23 protein-coding genes are annotated in these 21,625 nt (G+C 59.7%); 7 read left to right on the top strand and 16 right to left on the bottom strand.

The window, feature by feature from the left end; all coding sequences use genetic code 11:
- Positions 1-108: 108 nt before the first annotated feature.
- From QD336_RS02110 to QD336_RS02085, 6 genes are all read right to left on the bottom strand, one after another.
- A complete protein-coding gene (locus QD336_RS02110) occupies positions 109-1,368 on the bottom strand; it encodes a TRAP transporter large permease subunit (protein ID WP_499169106.1) in 1,260 nt (419 codons plus the stop codon).
- Complete coding sequence (locus QD336_RS02105) at positions 1,365-1,898, bottom strand: TRAP transporter small permease (RefSeq protein ID WP_269343587.1); 534 nt, start codon at positions 1,896-1,898, stop codon at positions 1,365-1,367. Before QD336_RS02105 ends, QD336_RS02110 begins: the two co-directional genes overlap by 4 nt.
- A gap of 120 nt (positions 1,899-2,018) precedes the next feature.
- The gene (locus tag QD336_RS02100) at positions 2,019-3,026 is read right to left on the bottom strand and encodes a TRAP transporter substrate-binding protein (protein WP_269343585.1); all 1,008 of its coding nucleotides are present in this window, start codon (positions 3,024-3,026) and stop codon (positions 2,019-2,021) included.
- Positions 3,027-3,146: 120 nt separating this feature from the next.
- Positions 3,147-4,178 (bottom strand): transketolase family protein, encoded by a 1,032-nt coding sequence (locus tag QD336_RS02095; RefSeq protein WP_499169104.1) that lies wholly within the window; start codon positions 4,176-4,178, stop codon positions 3,147-3,149.
- Entirely contained in the window at positions 4,175-5,047 is an 873-nt protein-coding gene (locus tag QD336_RS02090) for a transketolase (protein ID WP_499169102.1), read from the bottom strand. Before QD336_RS02090 ends, QD336_RS02095 begins: the two co-directional genes overlap by 4 nt.
- A gap of 58 nt (positions 5,048-5,105) precedes the next feature.
- A complete protein-coding gene (locus QD336_RS02085) occupies positions 5,106-5,867 on the bottom strand; it encodes an SDR family NAD(P)-dependent oxidoreductase (RefSeq protein WP_269343580.1) in 762 nt (253 codons plus the stop codon).
- Positions 5,868-6,036: 169 nt separating this feature from the next.
- Here QD336_RS02085 and QD336_RS02080 point away from each other — a divergent pair, with 169 nt between their 5' ends.
- From QD336_RS02080 to derI, 5 genes are all read left to right on the top strand, one after another.
- A complete protein-coding gene (locus tag QD336_RS02080) occupies positions 6,037-6,924 on the top strand; it encodes a LysR substrate-binding domain-containing protein (RefSeq protein ID WP_269343579.1) in 888 nt (295 codons plus the stop codon).
- Between the two features lie 150 nt (positions 6,925-7,074).
- Positions 7,075-7,950, top strand: coding sequence for a sugar phosphate isomerase/epimerase family protein (locus QD336_RS02075; RefSeq protein ID WP_499169100.1), 876 nt, complete (start codon positions 7,075-7,077; stop codon positions 7,948-7,950).
- A 56-nt stretch (positions 7,951-8,006) separates the two neighbouring features.
- Positions 8,007-8,999, top strand: a complete 993-nt coding sequence (locus QD336_RS02070; RefSeq protein WP_499169098.1) for a dihydroxyacetone kinase subunit DhaK — start codon at positions 8,007-8,009, stop codon at positions 8,997-8,999.
- Positions 9,000-9,010: 11 nt separating this feature from the next.
- The gene (dhaL, locus tag QD336_RS02065) at positions 9,011-9,655 is read left to right on the top strand and encodes a dihydroxyacetone kinase subunit DhaL (protein WP_269343573.1); all 645 of its coding nucleotides are present in this window, start codon (positions 9,011-9,013) and stop codon (positions 9,653-9,655) included.
- A gap of 58 nt (positions 9,656-9,713) precedes the next feature.
- On the top strand, positions 9,714-10,151 hold the full coding sequence (derI, locus tag QD336_RS02060) for a D-erythrulose-4-phosphate isomerase (protein ID WP_499169096.1): 438 nt from the start codon (positions 9,714-9,716) through the stop codon (positions 10,149-10,151).
- 171 nt (positions 10,152-10,322) lie between these two features.
- Here derI and QD336_RS02055 read toward each other — a convergent pair whose 3' ends face one another.
- From QD336_RS02055 to QD336_RS02010, 10 genes are all read right to left on the bottom strand, one after another.
- Positions 10,323-11,054, bottom strand: coding sequence for an amino acid ABC transporter ATP-binding protein (locus QD336_RS02055; protein ID WP_269343570.1), 732 nt, complete (start codon positions 11,052-11,054; stop codon positions 10,323-10,325).
- Positions 11,035-11,688, bottom strand: a complete 654-nt coding sequence (locus tag QD336_RS02050; RefSeq protein ID WP_499169095.1) for an amino acid ABC transporter permease — start codon at positions 11,686-11,688, stop codon at positions 11,035-11,037. Before QD336_RS02050 ends, QD336_RS02055 begins: the two co-directional genes overlap by 20 nt.
- Entirely contained in the window at positions 11,688-12,392 is a 705-nt protein-coding gene (locus tag QD336_RS02045; RefSeq protein WP_499169093.1) for an amino acid ABC transporter permease, read from the bottom strand. Before QD336_RS02045 ends, QD336_RS02050 begins: the two co-directional genes overlap by 1 nt.
- A 68-nt stretch (positions 12,393-12,460) precedes the next feature.
- Entirely contained in the window at positions 12,461-13,264 is an 804-nt protein-coding gene (locus QD336_RS02040; protein ID WP_499169091.1) for a transporter substrate-binding domain-containing protein, read from the bottom strand.
- Between the two features lie 65 nt (positions 13,265-13,329).
- A complete protein-coding gene (locus QD336_RS02035) occupies positions 13,330-14,316 on the bottom strand; it encodes a 2-hydroxyacid dehydrogenase (RefSeq protein ID WP_499169090.1) in 987 nt (328 codons plus the stop codon).
- 70 nt (positions 14,317-14,386) lie between these two features.
- Positions 14,387-15,538, bottom strand: a complete 1,152-nt coding sequence (locus tag QD336_RS02030) for an ABC transporter ATP-binding protein (RefSeq protein ID WP_269343561.1) — start codon at positions 15,536-15,538, stop codon at positions 14,387-14,389.
- 12 nt (positions 15,539-15,550) lie between these two features.
- Positions 15,551-16,381 carry a carbohydrate ABC transporter permease gene (locus QD336_RS02025; protein ID WP_499169089.1) on the bottom strand — a complete coding sequence of 277 codons (831 nt, stop codon included), beginning with the start codon at positions 16,379-16,381 and terminating at the stop codon, positions 15,551-15,553.
- Positions 16,381-17,298, bottom strand: a complete 918-nt coding sequence (locus tag QD336_RS02020) for a carbohydrate ABC transporter permease (protein ID WP_499169088.1) — start codon at positions 17,296-17,298, stop codon at positions 16,381-16,383. Before QD336_RS02020 ends, QD336_RS02025 begins: the two co-directional genes overlap by 1 nt.
- Positions 17,299-17,362: 64 nt before the next feature.
- The gene (locus QD336_RS02015; RefSeq protein WP_269343556.1) at positions 17,363-18,580 is read right to left on the bottom strand and encodes an ABC transporter substrate-binding protein; all 1,218 of its coding nucleotides are present in this window, start codon (positions 18,578-18,580) and stop codon (positions 17,363-17,365) included.
- Between the two features lie 122 nt (positions 18,581-18,702).
- A complete protein-coding gene (locus QD336_RS02010; RefSeq protein WP_173986836.1) occupies positions 18,703-19,458 on the bottom strand; it encodes a GntR family transcriptional regulator in 756 nt (251 codons plus the stop codon).
- A gap of 160 nt (positions 19,459-19,618) precedes the next feature.
- Between QD336_RS02010 and QD336_RS02005 the strand changes: the two genes are divergently transcribed.
- Complete coding sequence (locus tag QD336_RS02005) at positions 19,619-20,821, top strand: mandelate racemase/muconate lactonizing enzyme family protein (RefSeq protein WP_499169087.1); 1,203 nt, start codon at positions 19,619-19,621, stop codon at positions 20,819-20,821.
- Between the two features lie 10 nt (positions 20,822-20,831).
- Positions 20,832-21,602: an SDR family oxidoreductase gene (locus QD336_RS02000; RefSeq protein WP_499169085.1), complete on the top strand. Its 771-nt coding sequence runs from the start codon at positions 20,832-20,834 to the stop codon at positions 21,600-21,602.
- Positions 21,603-21,625 lie beyond the last annotated feature (23 nt).

Raw genomic sequence — 21,625 nt, 5'->3', positions numbered from 1 at the left:
TGAACAAAGCGGATTTGATTACTTAAGCGAGGTGTCTCGAACGCCAAAACCACCGGCCGGGGAGAATCGGCCGATGGTTTCCCTTAGCGTTTTGCTGCGGGCTGAATTTCAGTAGATCGTGAGCGCAGGAATGAAGCTGACCGCGATGAGAAGCAGCATCGCCATGGTGAAGAACGGCCACAATTCCTTCGTCGTCGCGCCGAGCGGTGCTCTGGCAATGGAGGACGAGATGAACAGCGTGGTGCCGATGGGCGGAGTGTAGAGCCCGATACCCAGATTGATCACCATCATCATGCCGAGCTGTACCCGGTCGAGCCCTATCATATCGGCCAGTGGCACGAAGATCGGTCCGAGCAGCAGGATCGAAGGCGGCAGATCGAGCGGCATGCCGATGATCAGCATCAGGATGTTCATCATGAGAATGATCAGGATCGGGTTCGAAATATTCTCTGCCACCCAGGTGGCGAAATGCTGGGGTGCCTGATCGAAGGTGAGGACCCAGCCCACCGCGGCACTTCCCATGATGACCAGCATGACGACGCCGGTTGCCGAGCCTGCCTCGACGAAATTGTCGCAGAAACGCTTCCACGTCAGATCGCGATAAAAGAAGATGCTGAGCACGAGCGAATAGACGACAGAAAGAACGGCGACTTCCGTTGGCGTTGCAAAGCCGAAACGCAGGCCGAGGATGATCAGGATCGGCAAAAGGATTGCCGGCAGGCTGCGGAACGCAAGGAGCGCCAGATCGCGCTTGCGGATACTTTCGTCACGCACCGCATAGCCCCGCCGCACAGCGATGGCCCAGCAAACGAAGATGAAACCCACCGCCATGAGCAGGCCCGGCAAAATGCCGGCGATGAACAGATTGGCGATGCTGACGCCGCTGACCAGCGAATAGAGGATCATCGGGATCGACGGTGGGATAAGCACGTCGATGACCGCCGAGGTGGCGTTGTTCGCCGCACACAGAGGGGCAGGGTAACCCTGACGCTTCTGCCATGGAATAAGCACTGAACCGAGCGCACTGGCATTGGCGACCGCCGAGCCAGAAACGCCGCCGAACACGACCGAAGAAATGACTGTCGTGGAAAGCGGGCCGCCGCGCCAGCGCTGCATGGCCTTGGAAGCGAGTTCCAGAAGCTGGGTTCCGAGTTTGCCGCCGAGCATCAGCGTGCCCGCGAGCATGAAGAATGGCAGCGCCAGCATGGGGAAGGATTGGGTCTGGTCGTAAACCTGCTGCGCCACGATCGAAAGCGGCACGTAACCGTTCCACAGCACGGCGACGCCCGCAGAGATGATCAGCGCATAGCCGACCGGAACCGCAATCATCATGAGAATACAAAATGCGATGATCATTACGATGGTCATAGCGGCATCTCCTCGGTTGCACCGTGCGGGCGGGCATGCCAGCCGCCGGAGAGAATGCGCAGGCTGGCCGTTGCGGTGGTGACCGAAACCAGTGCCGCGCCGAAGGCGATGGAATAATAGCCGATGCTGTTGGGCAGCTGCAGAACCGGGCTGATTTCCGCGCCGGCGATCTCGGCGACGACAAGCGCCTGCTGCGCGAGAATGATGAAGCTTGCGACAGTGACGAGATTGGCGAACAGCAGAACGCCCACCTTGCCGCGTTCGTCGAACTTGTCATAGATCCATTCCACCGCCATATGCGCGCCGCTCTGTGCGGCAAGGGTAATGCCGGCGACGATGAACCATGGAAATAGCATGGTCGGCAGTTCTTCCGCAAAATCCAGACCGCCGGATGTCGATAGATAGCGGACGATGACGTTTGCGGTCATGATGACCGTGAGCAGAATGCCGGATGCCACGATGATGATGCGGCAGAGGATGGCGATGAAACTGTCAACGCGATTGGCGGCGGACAAGGCTCCTTCGAGCATTGGCGCATCTCCTGAAAACTGAAACCGTATGAATGTCGGCGTGAGCGAGGCTCCCGCCGATCCTGTCGGTGGACATGAAGGCGAGGCCGGGCGGCATGAGCCGGCCCGGCATCCTGATCGTCAGCCCTTGGCGGCCTTTTCCAGCTCAGCGACGAAATCGCCGAAGGGCTTCTGTTTCCATGTCTCCAGAACCTGCGCGGTGGCCTTCGCGAAAGCGGCGTGGTCGATGTCTTCCACCACCTCGATAGCGGCATTGGCCTTGAAGGCGGCCAGCGATGCGCTTGCCTTTTCAGCCGAAAGTTTGCGTTGAAGCGCCCCGGCCTCCTTCGCAGCCGCCTTGACCGCTTCAAAATCCTTGCCCAGCCGCCCCTCGGCGAATTTGGACATCAGGAATGGCGTGGATTCCCATTTATGAGCGGTGAGGCTGATATGTTTGTTGACCTCGTAAAGCTTGGAGCTTTCGATGTTGACCAGAGGGTTTTCCTGCCCGTCCACAACGCCCTGCTGAAGCGCGATGTAAAGTTCGCCAAAGGCGATCTGAACCGTCGCCGCATCCAGCGCCTTGAAAATATCCATCGTCATCGGGTCGGCGGGCGTGCGGATTTTCAGGCCTGCAACATCCTGCGGCCTGGTGATGGCGTGTTTGGAATTGGAAACATGGCGGATGCCGTTATCCCACCAGTCAAGCGGCACGATGCCGACTTTCTGGAAGCGCGCATCGAGTGATGCGCCGACATCGCCCTCAAGCACCTTGATCGCCTGATCGGCATTGCTGAACAGGAAGGGCAGGCCGAGCGCCGCGAGTTCTGGAACAACACTCGAAACTGGACCCTGGCTATTGGCGGTGAAATCCAGTGCCCCGGTGCGCAGGCTGGTCAGCATGGCGGCGTCGCTGCCAAGCGTTTCCGAACCGGCGACGTTGATCGCCACTCGGCCTTCGGTTTTCTCTCCAACGAGTTCCGCGAATTTCGCGGCTGCGAGCGTGCGCGGATTGCCCGGTGCCGCACCATGACCGAGCGTCAGCGTTGTGGCGGCCCGGGCGTTGCGGGCTGCCGTCAGAATGGCCGGTGCCGCCAGTGCCAGTCCGGTACCGGTCAGGAACATGCGCCTGTTGATGGAAATACTCATTTTTTCCTCCCTGGATTTAAATACCCTCAGCGTTGTCCGATCATGCGGATAACGCGCTCCACTCCCTTAAAGCCGCCGGCTCCCCCCGGCTGATTCTGCGCGATGTTTTCACCTCAGCCTTTAGACCGAACCGCGCGGTACTTCAAAACCTTCATTCTCCAGCCAACCTCTAACGCGCGCCACGATCGTTGTCGTCGAGATGCCGTAGCGGTCGTGCAGGGTGGGCAGCGCACCCGCATCCAGAAAGGCATCGGGCAGGGCGATATGCTGCAGTCGCGGCGCCCGGCCGCTTTTCATCAGCGCCATTGCCACGGCCTCTCCGAGACCACCTATTTCGCTATGGTTTTCCGCCACGATGACAAGACGATCGGCCTTGTCCACCTCCGCGAAGATCGAGGCGGTATCGAGCGGTTTGATGGTGGGGGAATGCAGCACGGCGCAGCCGACGCCCTCCTTCTCAAGCAGGGCAGCCGCTTCGAGAACCCGCATCGTCAATATGCCGGACGATATGAAAAGGACCTGCGCACCATCACGAATGAGTTTGGCCTTACCGAGTTCGAACCTGTAGCCATATTCTTCGAGTACCACTGGCACCTGGCCGCGCAACAGGCGCATATAGACCGGGCCGTTGTAAGCCGTAATCGCCGGCACCGCGCCTTCTATATCGGTCGCATCGCATGGGTCGATGATCGTCATGTTCGGCAGCGCGCGGAAGATCGCCAGATCGTCGGTCGCCTGATGACTGGGGCCATAACCCGTCGTCAGGCCGGGCAGGGCGCAGACGATCTTCACCGGCAGGTTTTCTTCGGCAATCGCCATCGCGATGAAATCATAGGCGCGGCGGGCGGCGAAGACCGCATAGGTGGTCGCGAAGGGCACGAAGCCCTCGCGCGCCAGACCGGCCGCAGTGCTCATCAGCAGCTGCTCGGCCATGCCCATCTGATAAAAGCGCTCGGGAAAGGCTTTGGCGAAAATATGCAGGTCGGTATATTTGCCGAGATCGGCGGTAAGGCCGACAATATCCTCGCGTTCTTTCGCCAGCTGAACAAGAGCATGACCGAAGGGCGCAGGGCGTGTCGGCTGACCTTCGGCGGCAATGGAGGCGATCATCGCCGACGTGGTGAGGCGCTTCTGCGGGGCTGCTGCACTCATGACGGCCGTCCTTCCTCAAGGGCGTCGAGCGCCAGTTTCCATTCATGCGCCTCCACGCGAATGAAATGGGTGATTTCTCGGTTTTCGAGAAAGGGCACGCCACGGCCCATTTGGGTATCGAAGATGATGGCGCGCGGCCTGTCATCGGCAAGTGACATGGCGATGTCGAAAGCCTCGCGAACCTTGTCGATATCGTTGCCGTTGACGCGTTGCACATGCCAGCCGAAGGCCGCGAATTTAGCGTCGACGGGTTCGGAGGACAGCATTTCGCGGGAAGGGCCATCCGCCTGCTGATTGTTGAAATCCACGAGATTGATGAGATTGCCGAGCCTGTGATGGGATGCGCCCATGGCGGCCTCCCAGGTCGAACCTTCCCCCAACTCGCCATCCGACATCAGGTTTATGATGAACCGGTCTGAATTCTTGCGCTTGAGGCCGAGAGCCATGCCAACGGCAATGCCAAGCCCGTGGCCGAGCGAACCGCCGGTGATTTCCATGCCCGGCGTATAGGAGGCCATGCCGGACATGGGCAGGCGCGAACCGTCGCAGCCATAGGTCTCCAGCTCGTCTTCCGGGATGACGCCCGCCTCGATGAGTGCTGCGTAAAGTGCAATCGCATAATGGCCGATGGAGAGCAGAAACCGGTCGCGGCCCTCCCAGTGCGGATCGTCCGCCCGGTAGCGCATGGTGTGAAACCATGCCACGGCCAGAACATCGGCAATGCCGAGCGCCTGACCGACATAACCCTGTCCCTGAACTTCACCCATCAACAAGGCGTTGCGCCGGATGCGCCAGGCGCGTTCCGCCAGCGATACATTCGCCAGTGCCGCTTCCCTCGTTGCATCGGTATCCGAATACGCCTGAGCCATGGTTTCCTCCTCCCGGTCAGAAAATCGAAGCCGGCTTCCCGGCTTCGAAAGATGGTTTTCAGTGAATGAGCATTCCGCCATTCACATCGACAACCGCACCGGTGACGTAGGAGGAGAGATCCGAGGCGAGGAAAAGATAGATATTGGCCACATCGACGGCGTCGCCGAGACGGTTGAGCGGAATGCCCTTGAGAATGTCGCGGCGCATGTCGTCGGTGAGCTTGCCGCCGGTAATGTCTGTCTGGATCAGGCCGGGGGTAACGGAGTTGACGCGAATGCCGTCAGGGCCGAATTCACGCGCCATGGCCTTTGCGAGACCGAGAACACCTGCCTTGGCCGCCGAATAATGCGGCCCGCCGAAAATGCCGCCGCCGCGCTGCGCGGAAACCGACGACATGCAGGCAATCGAACCGCCACCGTTATCGCGCATATTGGGGATGAAGGCCTGGCTGAAATTCAGCACACCGGTCATGTTAACGTCGACGATGCGCTGCCAGTCCGTGGCGGTAATGTCGAGCGTCTTGACCGGCTGAGTGATGCCGGCATTGTTGATGAGGATATCGATCTTGCCGAAAGCGGCGATGACTTTTTGCGCGGCCGCCTCGCAGGAGGCGCGATCTGCGACATTGCCGCCGACGCCGAGATGCTCGCCACCAGCCACTTTTTCAAGCGAGGCCGCAGCTTCGATGCTGCCGGCTTCGTCGAGATCCACGATGGCGACGCGGGCGCCGTGGCGGGCGAAAAGTTCCGCCGTGGCGCGGCCGATGCCGCGTTTGCTGGCGGCGCCTGAAATAACCGCGGTCTTTCCATTCAACAACATGAGCAATCCTCCCAAGCCAGGCGGGCCGGCTTCATACGCTTGACGGCGGTGCTCCCGACCTGCCGCCGCATCCCGTCCTGCGACGAATGCAGCCTCGATATTGCAGATGGGCAGAGGGTGCTTCAAACGCGAAGTTTACATCATCTCATGAATCTGCTTCACTAATCGAATGTTGAACGGCATTTCACTCACCTCCATCCGCGCCTTCGAATCCGCCGCCCGGCTCGGCTCTTTCCGCGCCGCTGCGGATGAGCTCAACCTTTCGGCCAGCGCCGTCAGCCATGCCATCGTCAAGCTCGAAAGGGTGCTCGGCACGCCGCTTTTTGAACGCACGACGCGGACCGTGCGCCTGACGGCGGCGGGGCAGACGCTTCTGACCCATGCATCGAACGCCTTCGAGGAGCTGCGGCAGGGCATCGAGGTGGTGTCCTCCAATCGCTCGCATCTTCTGCGCCTGCACTGCGCGCCGAGCTATGCGGCACAGGTGCTGTCTCCGCGCCTGCCTGAATTTCTAAACGCCAATCCGGGGATCGAGGTGCGGCTTGCCGCGAGCACCACCTATGTGCGTTTCGTGGATGGTGAATTCGATGCCGATATCATCTACGGTGAACCGCAGGGAGACGATCTGATCACCATTCCTCTCGGTAGCGAGCGTGTCACCCCGCTTTGCTCACCGGCGCTTGCGGCAGAGATCCAGACGCCGCGTGATCTGAACCGGCAATTGCTTATTCGAAGCGACAACAAACGTCTGCAATGGCCGGACTGGTTCGAGGCCAATGGGCTCGGCAAGCCGCCCATTCAGGCCATGAGTTTCGACCGCAGTTTTCTGGCGATCGACGCCGCCGCCAATGGCGTCGGCGTGGCGCTGGAATCGACGCGGCTTGCCCATCGCGAGATAAAATCCGGGCGGCTGGTCGCCCCCTTGAGCGGCGTGACGCAGGATCTTCACTATGTCGGGCATTATCTCGCTTACCCGAAGTCCGGCAGCCAGCGCAGGCTGGCCCGGCGGTTCGCCGACTGGCTGATCGATGACCCGCAGGATGCCGCCTCCGAATAGGAGTGTGGCTGTTACATGAATTGAATTCACTGGCGCGTTAATTTTTTCCGCTTGCTCGCGAGCGGACCTCTCCGTCATTTTCCGATCGGAATAATGAGGTTGCAGCGTGATCGGCATCGTCCCTTCAGCTGCGGCTCAAGGGAGGATTGCATGAAAGATCGCATCATATCGGCGTCCGGCGCGCCATATGACGGCTATGGGCGCGAGGAGATGCTGGAGAGCATCGCCAAAGTCGGTTTTTGCCATGTGGAGCCTGCCTTTATCGTCGGTTACACCGAACCCTTCGACGAAAGCGCCTTCCTGCCGGCTGAAATGGCATCATGGCGCCGCTCGCTGAGCGATGCCGGGCTTGGTTGCCACGCCATGTCGTCGCATATCGATCTCGGACTGGACAATTCCGTTGAAATTTTCACCGGCAGAATGGCTTTTGCGGCGGGAATCGGCGCGAGGGTCATCGCCACCAATGCATCGGCCCGGCAGCGCGAAGGACAGTTCCTGCGTAATATCGAGGTGCTTTTGCGCCGTGCCGAGGCCTTCGGCATCGTGATCGCGCTGGAAAATCCCGGCGACGGCAGCGACAACCTTTTCAATATCGCGCAGGAGGGTATCGCGCTCACGCAGCGTTTCGGTTCCCCATGGCTTGGGCTGAATTATGACGCGGCCAATACCGCGTCCCATCGTCCGCAACTCAAGGACTTTGCCGACGACGCGGTGGCAGCACTGCCCGCCTCGGTCCACGCACATATCAAGGATGTGAAACGCACACCGGAAGGCTGGTTTTTCGTGCCGGTGGGCGAGGGCGATATCGATTGCCGCAAGCTGCTCGGCGAGATTGCGCGAAAGCCGGAGATGCCGATCAGCATCGAGTTTCCGGCGCGCCTTCATCGCCGCGCGGATGCCCAGCCGGTAAGGCGTATCAGCCCCGCATCGCTTTGGGAAATAGAGGAGGCGCTGACGGCTTCGCTTGATGCGGTCAAAAGAGGATTGGCCGGGAGCGGAGCTGCAAGCTCGGCCGCTGTCGCCTGAGAAGCGGCCTGAGAAGCGGCAAGGCTGGCGCGTAGACGGCATAAAGGAGGAGAGTAATGCAGAGATTTGTGAATAACCCCGACGAGGTGGTCGAAGACACGGTGAAAGGCTTTGTCAAGGCCCATCGTGAGATCGTGCGTCTTGCGGAAAATCCACGTGTCGTCGTTGCCAGGGGCGCACCGGTTGCCGGCAAGGTTGGGGTGGTCACGGGTGGTGGCTCGGGGCATGAGCCCGCCTTTATCGGTTACACCGGCCGCAACATGCTGGATGCCGTCGCCGTTGGCGAATTGTTTTCATCACCCACGGCCAAGAGCTTTCACGACGCCATCCGCGAGGCTGATGGCGGCAGAGGCGTGATCGTGCTCTATGGCAACTATGCCGGCGACAACATGAATGTGAAAATGGCGACAAAACTTGCCGCCAAGGACGGTATCGAGATCGCCACCGTCGTCGCCAATGACGACGTATGCTCCGCCGCACCCGGGGAGCGTGAGAAACGCCGCGGCGTCGCAGGCGAAATCTTCATGTGGAAGATCGGCGGCGCCAAGGCGGCAAGCGGCGCTTCGCTGGAGGAGGTGCGGGCGACCGCACAGAAGGCCATCAACAATTGCCGTTCGATTGGTGTCGGCCTCGGTCCCTGCACTCTGCCGGCGGTCGGCCATCCGAACTTCGAGATCGCGCCCGGCACCATGGAAGTGGGCATAGGCCACCACGGCGAACCCGGCGTTCGCGTCGAAAAGCTGAAATCCGCCGCCGACGTGGCAAGGGACATGTGCAAGATCGTGCTCGACGATCACAACCTGCCCGCCGGCAGCGAGGTGGCGGTGCTGGTTTCCGGCCTGGGCGCAACGCCGGTCAATGAACTCTACATCCTCAACGACACGATTGAGGCTGAGATTTCCGCACGCGGCCTGAAAATCCACAAAACCTATGTCGGCAACTATTTCACGTCTCTCGAGATGGTCGGCGCGACTTTGACCGTGATGGCGCTGGATGACGAGTTGAAGCCTTTGCTCGATGCCGAGGCAGTTTGCACCGTTACGCTGTGAGGGGAAAAATCATGCAATCTTTTCAGAACGCAAAGGCCGGAGACATCGTTCTGTCCATGGCTGAGAGGATCATCGAAAACCGCGCCTATCTCAGCGAGATCGACGGCAAGATCGGTGATGGCGACCATGGCGTGAACATGGCCAAGGGTTTCGGCATGGCGGCAGACCGGCTGCGCGGGCAGGACGCCTCGCTGGCTGAGGCGCTGGATACGCTCGGAACGGTTCTGATGACGGAAATCGGTGGTTCGATGGGGCCGCTCTATGGCGTCATGTTTACGGAATTCGCCGAGAAAATCGAAAATGCCGAGGCGATCGATGCTGCCTCCTTCAGCGGAATGCTGCATGCGGGCCTTGAAGGCGTCGCCTCCATCGGTTCCGCGAAGGTTGGCGACAAGACGCTGATGGATACGCTGGTGCCGGCCGTTACGGCATTCGACGTCGCCATCGCTTCCGGCTCGTCGTTCCACGATGCCGCTCTGGCACTTGTGGCTGCGGCCGAAACCGGCAGGGACTCAACCATCAATCTGGTTGCGAAGATCGGCCGCGCCAGTCGCCTCGGCGACCGCTCGCTGGGCGTTCTCGATGCGGGAGCCACCTCCTGTGCGCTCATTTTGCGCAGCCTTGCCGAAGGTGCGCAGGCCAGATTGCAATCGTGAAAACACAACATATCGGTCGCAGCCGGTCAGGCTTGCGCAGCCAACGGGAGATTTCAAAATGAGAATTGTCGCGGGCGCCGATAGCGCCGGAAAACCCCTGCTGGATGCGGTGCTCGCCCATCTCTCCGGCAGGGAAGGACTGACGGTCGTGGATCGAAGCCAGGACGGGTTTTATGCCGATCTCGCCGAAGCCGTTGCCGGCAGCATTCTTTCCGGCGAATTCGACCGCGGCCTGCTTTTTTGCGGAACCGGTATCGGCGTCTGTATCTCGGCCAACAAGGTGCCGGGAATTCGCGCCGCCTTGACCCATGATACCTATTCCGCCGAACGCGCGGCGAAATCCAACAATGCCCAGATCATTACCATGGGAGCGCGCGTGATCGGCCCGGAACTCGCAAAAGCCATCGTCGACGCGTGGCTGGTTTCGGATTTCGATCCGCGAGGATCTTCGGCGCAGAATGTGGAGGCCATCAACCGCCTCGACGCCTGCCGGTAGTGGAATTTGGATTGGATCGGGGCGGGGCCGCATCGGTCGCGATAAACCGGCGCGGCCCGCAACTCACCTCCCACCTCGTACAGTCTGGATAAGCCAAAGCAACGCAGAAGAGTGACATTGTCTGCGTTGCTTCCTGTTGTGCGCATTGATGCGCGCTGAGCCGGTGACTGCCTATTTCACGCCATTGGACAGGAAAGCCTGCAGCTCGGGCGTTTGCGGTTGTTCGAACAGCTGTTTCGAAGCACCCATTTCCCAGATCTTGCCCTGATGCATGAAGACGGTCACGTTTGCGACACTGCGGGCAAAGCTCATTTCATGTGTCACCAGCAACATCGTCATGCCCTCCCGCGCCAGCTGTTCCATGACAAGAAGCACTTCTCCCGTCAGTTCGGGATCGAGAGCGGAGGTCACCTCGTCGAACAGCATGACTTTCGGCCGCATCGCCAGCGAGCGGGCGATGGCCACGCGCTGCTGTTGTCCACCCGAAAGCATGTCCGGATAGGCGTCGAATTTTTCCGCCAGACCCACCTGCGCCAGCACCTTGCGCGCCAGCGCATCGGCCTCCGCCTTTGCAACATCCTGCGTTATCTTCGGAGACAGCATGATGTTTTCGCCGACGGTCAGATGCGGAAAGAGATTGTAGCTCTGAAAGACGATGCCGACGTCCTTGCGCAGCTGTCTGAGCTTGGTCTGGTCCTGCTCCACCCTGTGTCCCGCGGCTGTGATATTGCCGGACTGAAACTCTTCGAGACCATTGATGCAGCGCAGCATCGTGCTTTTGCCGGAGCCGCTGCGCCCGATGATGGCGACAACCTGTCCCGCCTCGACGTTCAGCGATACGCCCTTCAGAACTTCAAGGGCGCCATAACGCTTGTGCACCTGATCAATTGTTACGACCGACATGGAGAACCCTTTCGAGATGACGGCTGAGGCGCGATAGCGGGAAGCAGATCGCGAAATAAAGAAGGGCGACGACGAAGAACACCTGGAAGGGTCTGAACGTCGCATTGTTGACGAGCTGACCCGCGCGCGAAAGTTCCACGAAGCCCACCACCGATACGATGGAGGTGTTCTTGACGAGCTGGACAAGGAACCCCACCGTCGGAGGCAGGGAAAGCCGCAGCGCCTGCGGCAGGATGACGTAACGGTATTGCTGGAAACGCGTGAGCGCCAGCGAGGCCGAGGCTTCCCATTGCTGCTTTGGCACAGCCTGGATGGAGCCGCGCCAGATTTCCGCCAGATAGGCCGAAACATAGACCGACAGGGACACCGATGCGGCGAGCAGGGGCGGTATTTCGAACCCGAACAGCGTCAACCCGTAATAGGACATGAACAGGATCATCAGCACCGGTATCGATTGGATGATGGTGATGTAACCTGCCGCGACGCTGCGGACCGATCCGTATTGCGAAAGCCGCATGATGGCGAAGAAGCCGCCGGCGATAGAGCCGATGCTGAAGGCGATGGCGGTCAGGACGATGGACCAGCCAGCCGCACGAAGCAGGAAAAGAAATTCAGGCCAACCGAATGAGGACATCAGGCAATTCCTTCCTTGACGGTCATTGCGGGCAGGACCTTGACGCGGCGGCGGAACAGCCAGTGACCGAACCATGCGAGGATGATTTTCAGCGCCAGCGCGAGAAGGAGGTAGATGATGGTGACGACGATGTAGGTTTCAAAGCTTCGAAACGTCCGTTGCTCGATGATCGAAGCCGCACCGGAGAGCTCCGGCACCGAGATGAAGGAGCAGATGCTCGATGCCAGAAGCATCAGCACGAACTGGCTGGACAGCGCCGGCCATATTTTTGCAAAGGCCGGCTTCATCACCACGTAACGAAACACCTGAAGGCGGCTGAGCGAAAGCGACAGGCCCGCCTCGACCTGTGAGCGGTGTATGGACTCCACCCCGGCGCGAATGATCTCCGTCGCATAGGCCGAAAGGTTGAGCGTCATGGCAAAGAGCGCTGCCTGTGTTCCGGACATGCGAAAGCCCACGAGCGGCAGTCCGAAAAAGACCATGAAGAGCTGGACGAGAAACGGCGTGTTCCTGAGCAGTTCGACATAGGAATCGACACCGAAGCGGATGGCTCCATTGCCGAGACTGCGCATGGCGACCAGCGCCACGGCGATCATCGTGCCGAGGACGATAGCGGTTGCCGAAAGACCTATCGTCAACAGGATGCCGCGCCAGATCAGATCCGATTCGGCAAACACGGCCTCGAAGTGAAGTGAAAAATTCATGCTGGTTCCTCCCGAATAAGCGGTTCCGGCGCGCCTGTGGAAGGGCGCGCCGGAGTTTTGCCGTCCGATCAGAACGTCGGGAGAACGGGCAGGGGCGTACCGACCCATTTGCGGGCAATCGCGTCCAGCTCTCCATTCTGCTTGATGTAATAGATCGTATTGTTCAGCCACTGATGCAGGTCGGTGGCATCCTTGCGAACGGTCATCGAGTTCGGCTGCATGGAGAAGAAGAATTTCACTTCTGTCGTCGTATCGCCGCGCAGCTTGATGGCCGCGTTGGCCTGCGCATCCGGCCCCGCGATCGCCTGCACCTGACCCGAGAAAAGAGCCTGCATGGTCGTTGCGTCATCATCAAAGCGCAGGATCGTCAGGCCAAGTTCCTTCTCGCGGTTGACGAATTCGCGCTCGACGCTCGATCCGCGATTGACCCCGACAGTCATGCCCTTGAGGTCTTCCCACTTTTCAATCCTGGTATCCTTGTGGGAATAGATCCCCACCTGGAAGGCGCTGTAGGGGTTGGTGAACATCACCGCCTTGGCGCGCTCCGGCGTCGGCGCCAGCGTCGCGACAAGGAAGTCCACCTTGCCGGATTCCAGAGCCGGAATGCGCGATGGCGGTGTCAGCTGGACCATCGTGACCGGTACGCCGAGATATTTGCCGACAAGCGTTGCGACATCGGCATCATACCCGACCGGATTTCCCTGCGCGTCCACCGAGCCGAATGGCGGTGCACCGACCAGCACGCCGATCTTCACCGAGCCGCGCTTGACGATGTCATCGACGCTCTGTGCATTTGCCGAAAAACCGGTGAAGATACCGGCACAAACCGCGATAGCGGCAGCGACGGATTTAAAAGACTGAAAGATGCTCATCACTCTCTCCCTGGTTGATTGAGCTGTGGTTTCCGGCCGGCTCCTCCCGGCCATGCGGTGATCTGCTATTCAGACGCGGTGCGGACGACGTTGATGCAGTCTTGACCCTTCAGCCGCCGATTGATGTTGTCCGCGATTGTCTGCTGACGCCGCCGCACCGTTCCGCTGGTCCAGCCGGACATGTGCGGCGTCATGATGATGTTATCGAGTTGATTGAATGGCAGTGCGGAGGGTTGTTTCGTCGGTGCGTCGGGGGACGGATAGGCGTACCAGGTATCGATGACCGCGCCGGCGATCGTTCCGCCCCTCAGCGCGTCGTAGAGCGCCTGTTCGTCTATGGTCGGGCCGCGCCCGACATTGATGATGACGGCACCGGATTTCATCGCTGCGAAAGCCTCCGCATCGACGATCCCGCGTGTCGTGTCCGTGAATGGTACGGAGACGACGATGAAATCTGCAGTCGGCCAGAATTCGTTCAGCTGATCCAGTGTAAAGGAGCGGTCGACCAGATCCGACGGTTCCACGTGGCTGCGATTGGCGACACTGACCTGCATTCCGAACGCCTTCGCGCGGATGGCAATGGCCTTCCCGATATGACCGAATCCGAGAAGACCGACAGTCTTTCCTGAAATTTCGTCATGCAGACGCTCGGTCGAACCGGACCAGTAGGCCCATTGGCCGGCGCGCAATTTGTTGTCGGCATCCCGCAGCGGAACATGGCGGTTGAGAATGGCTGAAAACACATATTCGGCAATCGCGGGATCATGGCCAAAGCAGTTGCATACGACAGCACTTTTCGGCAGCAGATCGAGATTGACTGCGTCATATCCGGCGCCGGGCACATGAAACAGCGTCAGTCTCCCAGGCGTCGGTAGCGAGGCATCAAATTTGACGCCGACGATGATATCGGCGTTGCGATAGGCGTCGCGGTCTTCCTCGGTGGCGAGCTGATCCGGCAGCAGAGCGATTTCCGCGCCGCCATCCACGAGGCTTGTGAAATCATCGCTGAAACAAGCGGCATTTTCGCCGTGAAAAACGATCCGTTTTGACATGTTTATTCTCCCCGCTGCGGATATTTCTGGAGATTGAAAAATGGTTGCGCTGGTGCATATCCGGTCACGATCACGACCGGATCCGCTCGCCCGTCACGGTCGAAAACAGGATGGCCTGATCGGGATCGATCGTCAGCGAAACCTCCTGCCGCAGTGAAAGCGTGCAATATCCGGGAACGGTCACCATCACCGCATCCATATCGCCGTCTTCGTCATGCGCCGTGCGGCCGTCTTTGAGGCGAACGGCGATGATCGAATCCGCACCGATATGTTCGACCATCACGACCTCGCCCCGCAGGGAAGCCTCGGTCGGCTCTGCCGTCAGGGAGAGGGCGTTCGGCCGGACGCCCAACAGCACGGTGGAAGCCGTCTCTGACTTCGGCGCATCTATGCGAATGGGGGTTGAACCGACGAAGAGGCCGTCCGGCTTTCTGTCCGCAACGATCAGGTTCATCGGCGGCGTGCCGATGAAGCGGGCGACATAGGTATTGGCCGGATCGGTATAGATTTCGCGTGCCGTTCCGAATTGCTGGATGATGCCGTCGCGCATCAGGGCGATTTTTGTGCCCATGGTCATGGCTTCGACCTGGTCGTGCGTCACATAAACGAAAGTGCCGCCGATCTCCTGGTGCAGCCGTGAAATTTCCGAACGCATGGAGGTCCGAAGCTTGGCGTCCAGATTGGAGAGCGGCTCGTCCATCAGGAACACTTCCGGTTCCCGCACCATGGCCCGCCCGAGGGCGACACGCTGGCGCTGTCCACCGGAAAGCGTGCGCGGAAAACGGTCGAGCATCTCCGTCAGTCCGAGGATTTTTGCGATCCTGGCTACCTTTTCGACAACTGCAGGTGATTTCTCGATCCGGCGTTTCGCCATGCCGCCAATGACCGGCAGGTGGTGCCACCAGCGAAACTGCTGCATCAACAGCGGGAAGGACATGTTCCTGCGCACGGAAAGATGCGGGTAAAGCGCGTAGGACTGAAACACGAAGGCGATATCGCGCTCACCGGGCGGCAATTGATCGACCCGCCTGCCGCCGATCAGGATTTCCCCGCCGGAAATGCTTTCAAGGCCTGCGAGCATACGCAGAAGTGTGGATTTACCACAGCCAGAAGGACCGAGAAGGACGAGGAAATCTCCCTCTTCGATCGAGACATTGATGTCGCGAATGACTTCCTTCGCGCCGAATTTCTTTGAGATATTGTTGAGTTCAATAGCGGACATCTGGTTTTCCTGTCAGCCTTTGACGCTGCCGGCGGTCATTCCGGCGACCACATAGCGTTGGGCAAAGAGGTAAAAGACGATGGCGGGCAGGGTGTAGATCACCCCCACTGCCATGACGGAATGGATGGGCGTGGAGAGTTCGCCGACAAAACTGGCGAGCCCGACGGAAGCCGTCCTGAGGCTTTCACTGCTGATCAGGGTCTGCGCGAAGACATATTCGTTCCAGCCGTGGAAGAAGGAGATGACGGCGGCGGCAGCGAGCGTCGGCGCAATCAGTGGAATGATGATGCCGAGCACAATATCGAGACGCGAGCAGCCATCGACCCTTGCAGCCTCTTCGATCTCGATCGGAATGCCGTCGATCGCGCCCTTGATGATCCAGGTGATGACGGGCACCACGAAAGCGGTATTTGCCAGCACCAGGCCGGGAATCGTGTTGAGCAGGTTGAGGTCGCCGAATATCGAATAGAGCGGCACGACAAGCATGGCTTCCGGCAGCATCTGCGTTGCGAACAATGCAAAGCCCAGTACGGCAAGTCCCGCAAAACGGAAGCGGGAAAGTGCGTATGCCGGCAGGACGGCAAGCAGGATGCTGAGAACGGTGGTTCCGGCTGCGACCAGAAAGCTGTTCTTCAGCCACGTCGTCACTGGAATGGTATCGAAGACCTCGAGATAGATTCCTAGCTGCGACCAGTCCGGTACGAGCCGCGGAAAGGGCGCGAAGAGTTCCGACGACGGCGTCATGGAGGTGACGAACATCCAGTAGATCGGAAAAGCCGCAAAGCCGAGCATGAAGAGGACGGCAAGGATACGGATGTAATGGGCGTTGCTTGTGGTGTTCATCAACGCTTCCCCTGTGCCTGTTCAGTCATCCGGGTGACCTTGAAATAGATGACGGTGACCAGAAGCGCGATCGACAGGCCGATCATGCCGATGGAGGCCGCCGATCCGAGGTCGCGATAGACGAAACCCTGGCGATAAAGCTCGATGACGAGCGTGTTGGTCGCGCCGATAGGGCCGCCCTGCGTCATCAGCCAGATGAGGTCGAAGCGGCGCAGCGACCAGATGGTGACGAACAGCGTCAGCATCAGCACGGTCGGCTGGATGGTCGGCCATGTGGCGGTCTTGAAGATGTTGAGCCGGTCCGCACCGTCGATGACGGCAGCCTCTTTAAGCTCATGCGGTACGCCCTGCAGGGCCGCGAGGATCACCACGGAAGAGAAGGGAAATATCTGCCAGACGGTGGTGAGCAGGATGGCTGGAAGGGCGAGGTTTGGATCGTCCAGCCAGTTCTCGCCGCCGAAGGGAAGGCCGAGGCCGCTGAGTACCCGGTTGAAAATGCCGTATTGCGAATTGAATATCCAGGTGAACACCAGCGCGACGGCAACGGACGGCGCGGCCCAGGGAACGGTGATCAGCGCCCGGGCAATGCCCCGGCCGAAAAAGGGTGAATCGAGCAGCATTGCCGAACCGAGGCCCGTGCCGATCGCAAAGATCACGCAGGCGACGGTATAGATCGCCGTGATCCACAGCACCTTCCACAGTTCGCCGTCTTCGATCAGGAACGAATAATTCTCAATGCCGACGAACGGGTTGACGTTGGGCGTCAGCAGGTCGGTGGCGGTGAAGCTCATGAAGAACTGCTGGACCAGCGGATAAAACTGAAACAGCAGGAGATAGATGCCGACCGGTGCGGCGAAGAGATAAGGAGTCAACGGATGACCGTCGAGCCTTGCTCCTGCGAGCTGGGCACGTTTCATAACTGACCTCGATGGGAAAATAGCCGTGGTTGCGGAGGCTGTTCAGGCAGCCTCCGCATTGATCTCAGCGAAGGACACGTCGCTCCACCAGCGATTGGGCGCGATCCATGGCGTCCTTTGGATCGGCGTTTTCGAGAAGCACCTTCAACACCTGCTCGAGCACGATCTGCTGGATTTCGGGCGTCTTGCCCTCATGCCCCATCACAAGCTGCGGCAGGGCATTCTGCATCTGGCCTTCATAGACCTTCAGCCATGGCCGCTTCGCCTGCTCTTCGGCAGACATGTCGATCTTGGTGCCGACACCCGTGCCCATCGCGGCTTGAAGGCCTTTCTGGTTCTCGGGGGCATAGGCCCATTTTATGAAGGCGCCCGCCGCATCCTTGTGCTTCGTATTGGCGTTGACCACGAGCGCGGTCATGATGAGGCCCTGTGCCTTGTCCGGGAAAGGCGAGGGGGCTGCTGCGAAATTGAGCTGCGGGGCATTCTGGTTGAAGATTGCCGCCACGCCGCCATTGTCGACGTTCATGGCGATCTTGCCTTCCCAGAACATGCGGCGATAGGTGGCCGCATCCGCGCCGCGTGGCGTCACGGCGGCATCATAAACCTGCTTGTAGGCGGTGACGCCCTTGATGACGTCAGGGCTGTTGAGCGTGAGCTTGCCGTCCTTGTCGCTCCAGCGACCGCCAAATCCGAAGACGTAGTTGCAGAGATCCTGCCAGAAACCGGCGCGCTCCGCCATCGTGGCGCGGTAGGCATAACCATACACGCCGTCCTTGGTTTTCTCCTTGGCGGCCGCCAGGAAGCTTTCGAAATCCTTCGGTGGTTCCGGCAGGATGTCCTTGTTGTACAGCAGCGCATAACCCGTCGTGTCGAACAACAGACCGTAACGGACGTCCTTTACCTTCATGAAGCGGTCCGGACCCAGGAATTCGTGATCCTTGTCGCTGATCAGATCATCGAGCGGCAGCAGGCGTCCGGATGGGATAGCAGCGAAGAAATCGGTCTGGTCGAAGCGCACGAGGTCCGGTCCACCGCCGCCGCCCATCTGGGTGAAGACGGTGTTGGCGAGGCTGGAAAACGGAATTGCGATGGGTTCAACTTCGACCTTGTCCTGACTTTCGTTGAACTTCTGGATCCAGGCCTTGACCCGGTCACCACGTCCGGCTTCCGCAAAAACCGCGGCGGCGAAGGTGATTTTGTCCTTGGCCAGCGCAGGCGCTGCCCAGGATGCAAGCGCCGTCGCCATTGTGGCCGCAATCAAGGATTTTACGATATTGCTCATCCATGCTCCTCCCTGAGCTTTTTAGTGGCGCCTCCCGAGCGCCATAAGTCATTGTAAAATATGTATTTCAGAAATCTTTCTTCGTGGCGGCCGGATGTCGGACATCCAATGGCGCTGCTGTTTCAAATCTTGAAAATCGGTTCGATGCTGCAATCCAGCAGGCGAGGGTCTATGCCCGTCTCCATTTCGTCGAACATGGAATCGACAAAGCCGACCAATGCGTCCGTTGCGGCAAGTGCCGTGTCCAGATGGCGGTTCGCGACGGCGTTCAAGACCGAAAGATGGCAGTCGACCGTCTGCGTCAGGTCGGATTTTCCATGTGTCACCGTGTGGTGAATGAAGCCGATGCGCCGATAGATCGTGTGCAGCGGCCGCAGCGTATGTTCGAGGAAAGGTTCGTTCGCCGCCGCCAGCAATATCTGGTCGATCCGACGGTCGAGCAGGTTGAATTCGCTGAGCGTGATCTGCTCCCGCCGTTCACGCAGGGCGCGTTCGATATGCAGCATCTGATTACGATGGGAGAGGCTTGCCCGCTCCACCGCCAGCCGCATGACGAAGCGTTCCATGTCCCGGCGCAGCTGCAGCAGAAGGCGCTCACGCGCCAGATCGATCGGCGCGACCCTGAGGCCATGGCGGGGCAGCACGACCAGCAGCGTATCCGCGGCCAGACGGCTTACGGCGTTATGAACCGGCGTGCGGCCGAACCCCGTCACGTCCTGCAACTCCTGCAATGTCAATTGCCGGCCGGGCTTCAGCTCGCAATTGATCAGCAGTTCCTCAATGCGCTCATAGGCTAGGTCGAAGAAGTTTACGCGGTTCGCGCGCTTCGGCTTTTCGCCGTCCGTTACCAGTTCGGGCTTCGTCTGCTTGCGTGCCATCTCCGGTCTCCTCCCGTCGCGGTCTACAAACTCTGTGCTGGAATTGTTTTAAAACATGTTGTGAAATTTTACAAGCAACATTATTGTCCGGATCGAGACTGGCTGGGAGGCTGGTCAGTCAATCGGGAGACGCGACCGAGCCGGGCGCGCGGAGGAGCTAATGAAGATTACGTCTGTCGAAACTTTGCGGACCGAGGAATTCTCAAATGTGCTTTGGGTGCGCATCCACACCGATGCCGGGGTGATCGGGCTGGGTGAGACATTCTATGGCGCAGGCGCGGTCGAGGCTCATATCCACGACGTGCTCGCCGGTCGCCTGCTTGGCCGCGACCCGATGAGGATTGAGGCTCATTCCCGCGAACTGGTGAATCTGCCGATGGCGCAGGCCTCGACTGGCGCCGAATATCGCGCGGCTTCGGCGATCGATCTGGCGCTGTGGGATATTTTCGGCAAGGTCTGCAACCAGCCGGTCCATCAGATGCTGGGCGGTCTCTGCCATGATCGTATTCCCGTCTACAACACCTGTGCCGGTTACGGTTATGTGCGGTCCAACAAGATCAAGCCGGTCGATACCTGGAATTTTCGCGACGATGCCGAAGGCCCCTATGAAGATCTCAAGGCTTTCATGACAGATGCGGGCGCGCTTGCCGAAAACCTGCTGGAGCAGGGCATTTCGGCCATGAAGATCTGGCCCTTCGATCCTGCGGCCATCGAAAACGACGGGCGTTACATCACCAGCGAACAGCTGCGCGTGGCCCTTTTACCGTTCGAGCAGATACGCAAACGTGTGGGTGATCGTATGCGGATCATGGTGGAGTTTCACAGCCTCTGGAACCTGCCGACGATCAAGAAGATCGCCCGCGAACTCGAAGCCTTCGACCCGACATGGTACGAGGACCCGATAAGGATGAATTCGGTATCCGCCCTTTCGGAACTGGCCGCCTCCACCAGCGTGCCGATCTGTGCCTCGGAAACGCTCGGTTCCCGTTTCCCCTACAAGGACATGCTGGAAGCCGGTGCGATCGGCATCGTCATGACTGACCTCGTCTGGACCGGCGGTCTGACCGAAGGCCGCAAGATCGCCGCGCTGGCTGATACCTATCATCGCCCCTACGCGCCGCATGATTGCACCGGGCCTGTCGCCTATGCGGCAGCCGTTCATTCCTCTTTTTCGCAGACCAACACCATGATCCAGGAGTCGGTGCGCGCTTTTTATACCGGCTGGTACAGCGAGCTGGTAACAAATCTGCCCGTCATCGAAAACGGCTTCGTGCTGCCGATGGAAGGCCCCGGCCTCGGGACCGAATTGCTGCCCAAGGTCTTCGATCGGCCGGACCTGACCGTCCGTGTCAGCACGCTGTGAGGAGGACGCCATGACCTATCAGACCATCTTTGATCTCGGCGGGCGCACTGCGCTTGTTACCGGCTCCTCACGCGGTCTTGGCCGCGCGATGGCGGAAGGGCTTGCCGTCGCGGGGGCACGCGTCCTCATTAACGGCACCGATCCGTCGCGTGTCGCCCAAGCGGTTCAGGAGTTGCGCAGCGCCGGCCATGATGCGGAGGCGGTCGCCTTTGACGTCACCTCCGAAAGTGAAATCATTGAGGCGTTCGCCAGGCTTGATGGGCAGGGGATAGAGGTCGACATTCTCGTCAACAATGCCGGCATTCAGTTCCGCAAGCCGATGGTCGAGCTCGAGACGGCGGACTGGCAGCGGGTGATCGACACCAACCTCACAAGCGCCTTCATGATTGGCCGTGAGGCGGCAAAGCGGATGATCCCGCGGGGATATGGCAAGATCGTCAATATCGGCTCGCTGACCAGCGAACTGGCGCGTGCGACAGTGGCGCCCTACACCGTGGCCAAAGGCGGTATCAAGATGCTGACCCGCGCCATGGCGGCGGAGTGGGCGCAATATGGCATACAGGCCAATGCCATCGGCCCGGGCTACATGCTGACCGACATGAATCAGGCACTGATCGACAATCCGGAATTCGACGCCTGGGTGAAGGCGCGCACGCCGGCGAAACGCTGGGGCAAGCCGCAGGAACTCGTCGGAACCGCTGTGTTCCTTTCTGCTTCGGCCTCCGACTACGTCAATGGCCAGATAATCTATGTCGATGGTGGAATGCTGTCGGTTCTTTAGGGCCGCCGTCATCCTTGATGCCA

The sequence above is a fragment of the Rhizobium sp. BR 250 genome (genome assembly GCF_047445855.1).
GTDB classification, from domain to species: domain Bacteria; phylum Pseudomonadota; class Alphaproteobacteria; order Rhizobiales; family Rhizobiaceae; genus Agrobacterium; species Agrobacterium tumefaciens_I.
Note: the sequence above shows the minus strand (reverse complement) of the source record. Positions and strands in the feature narration are given on the sequence as shown.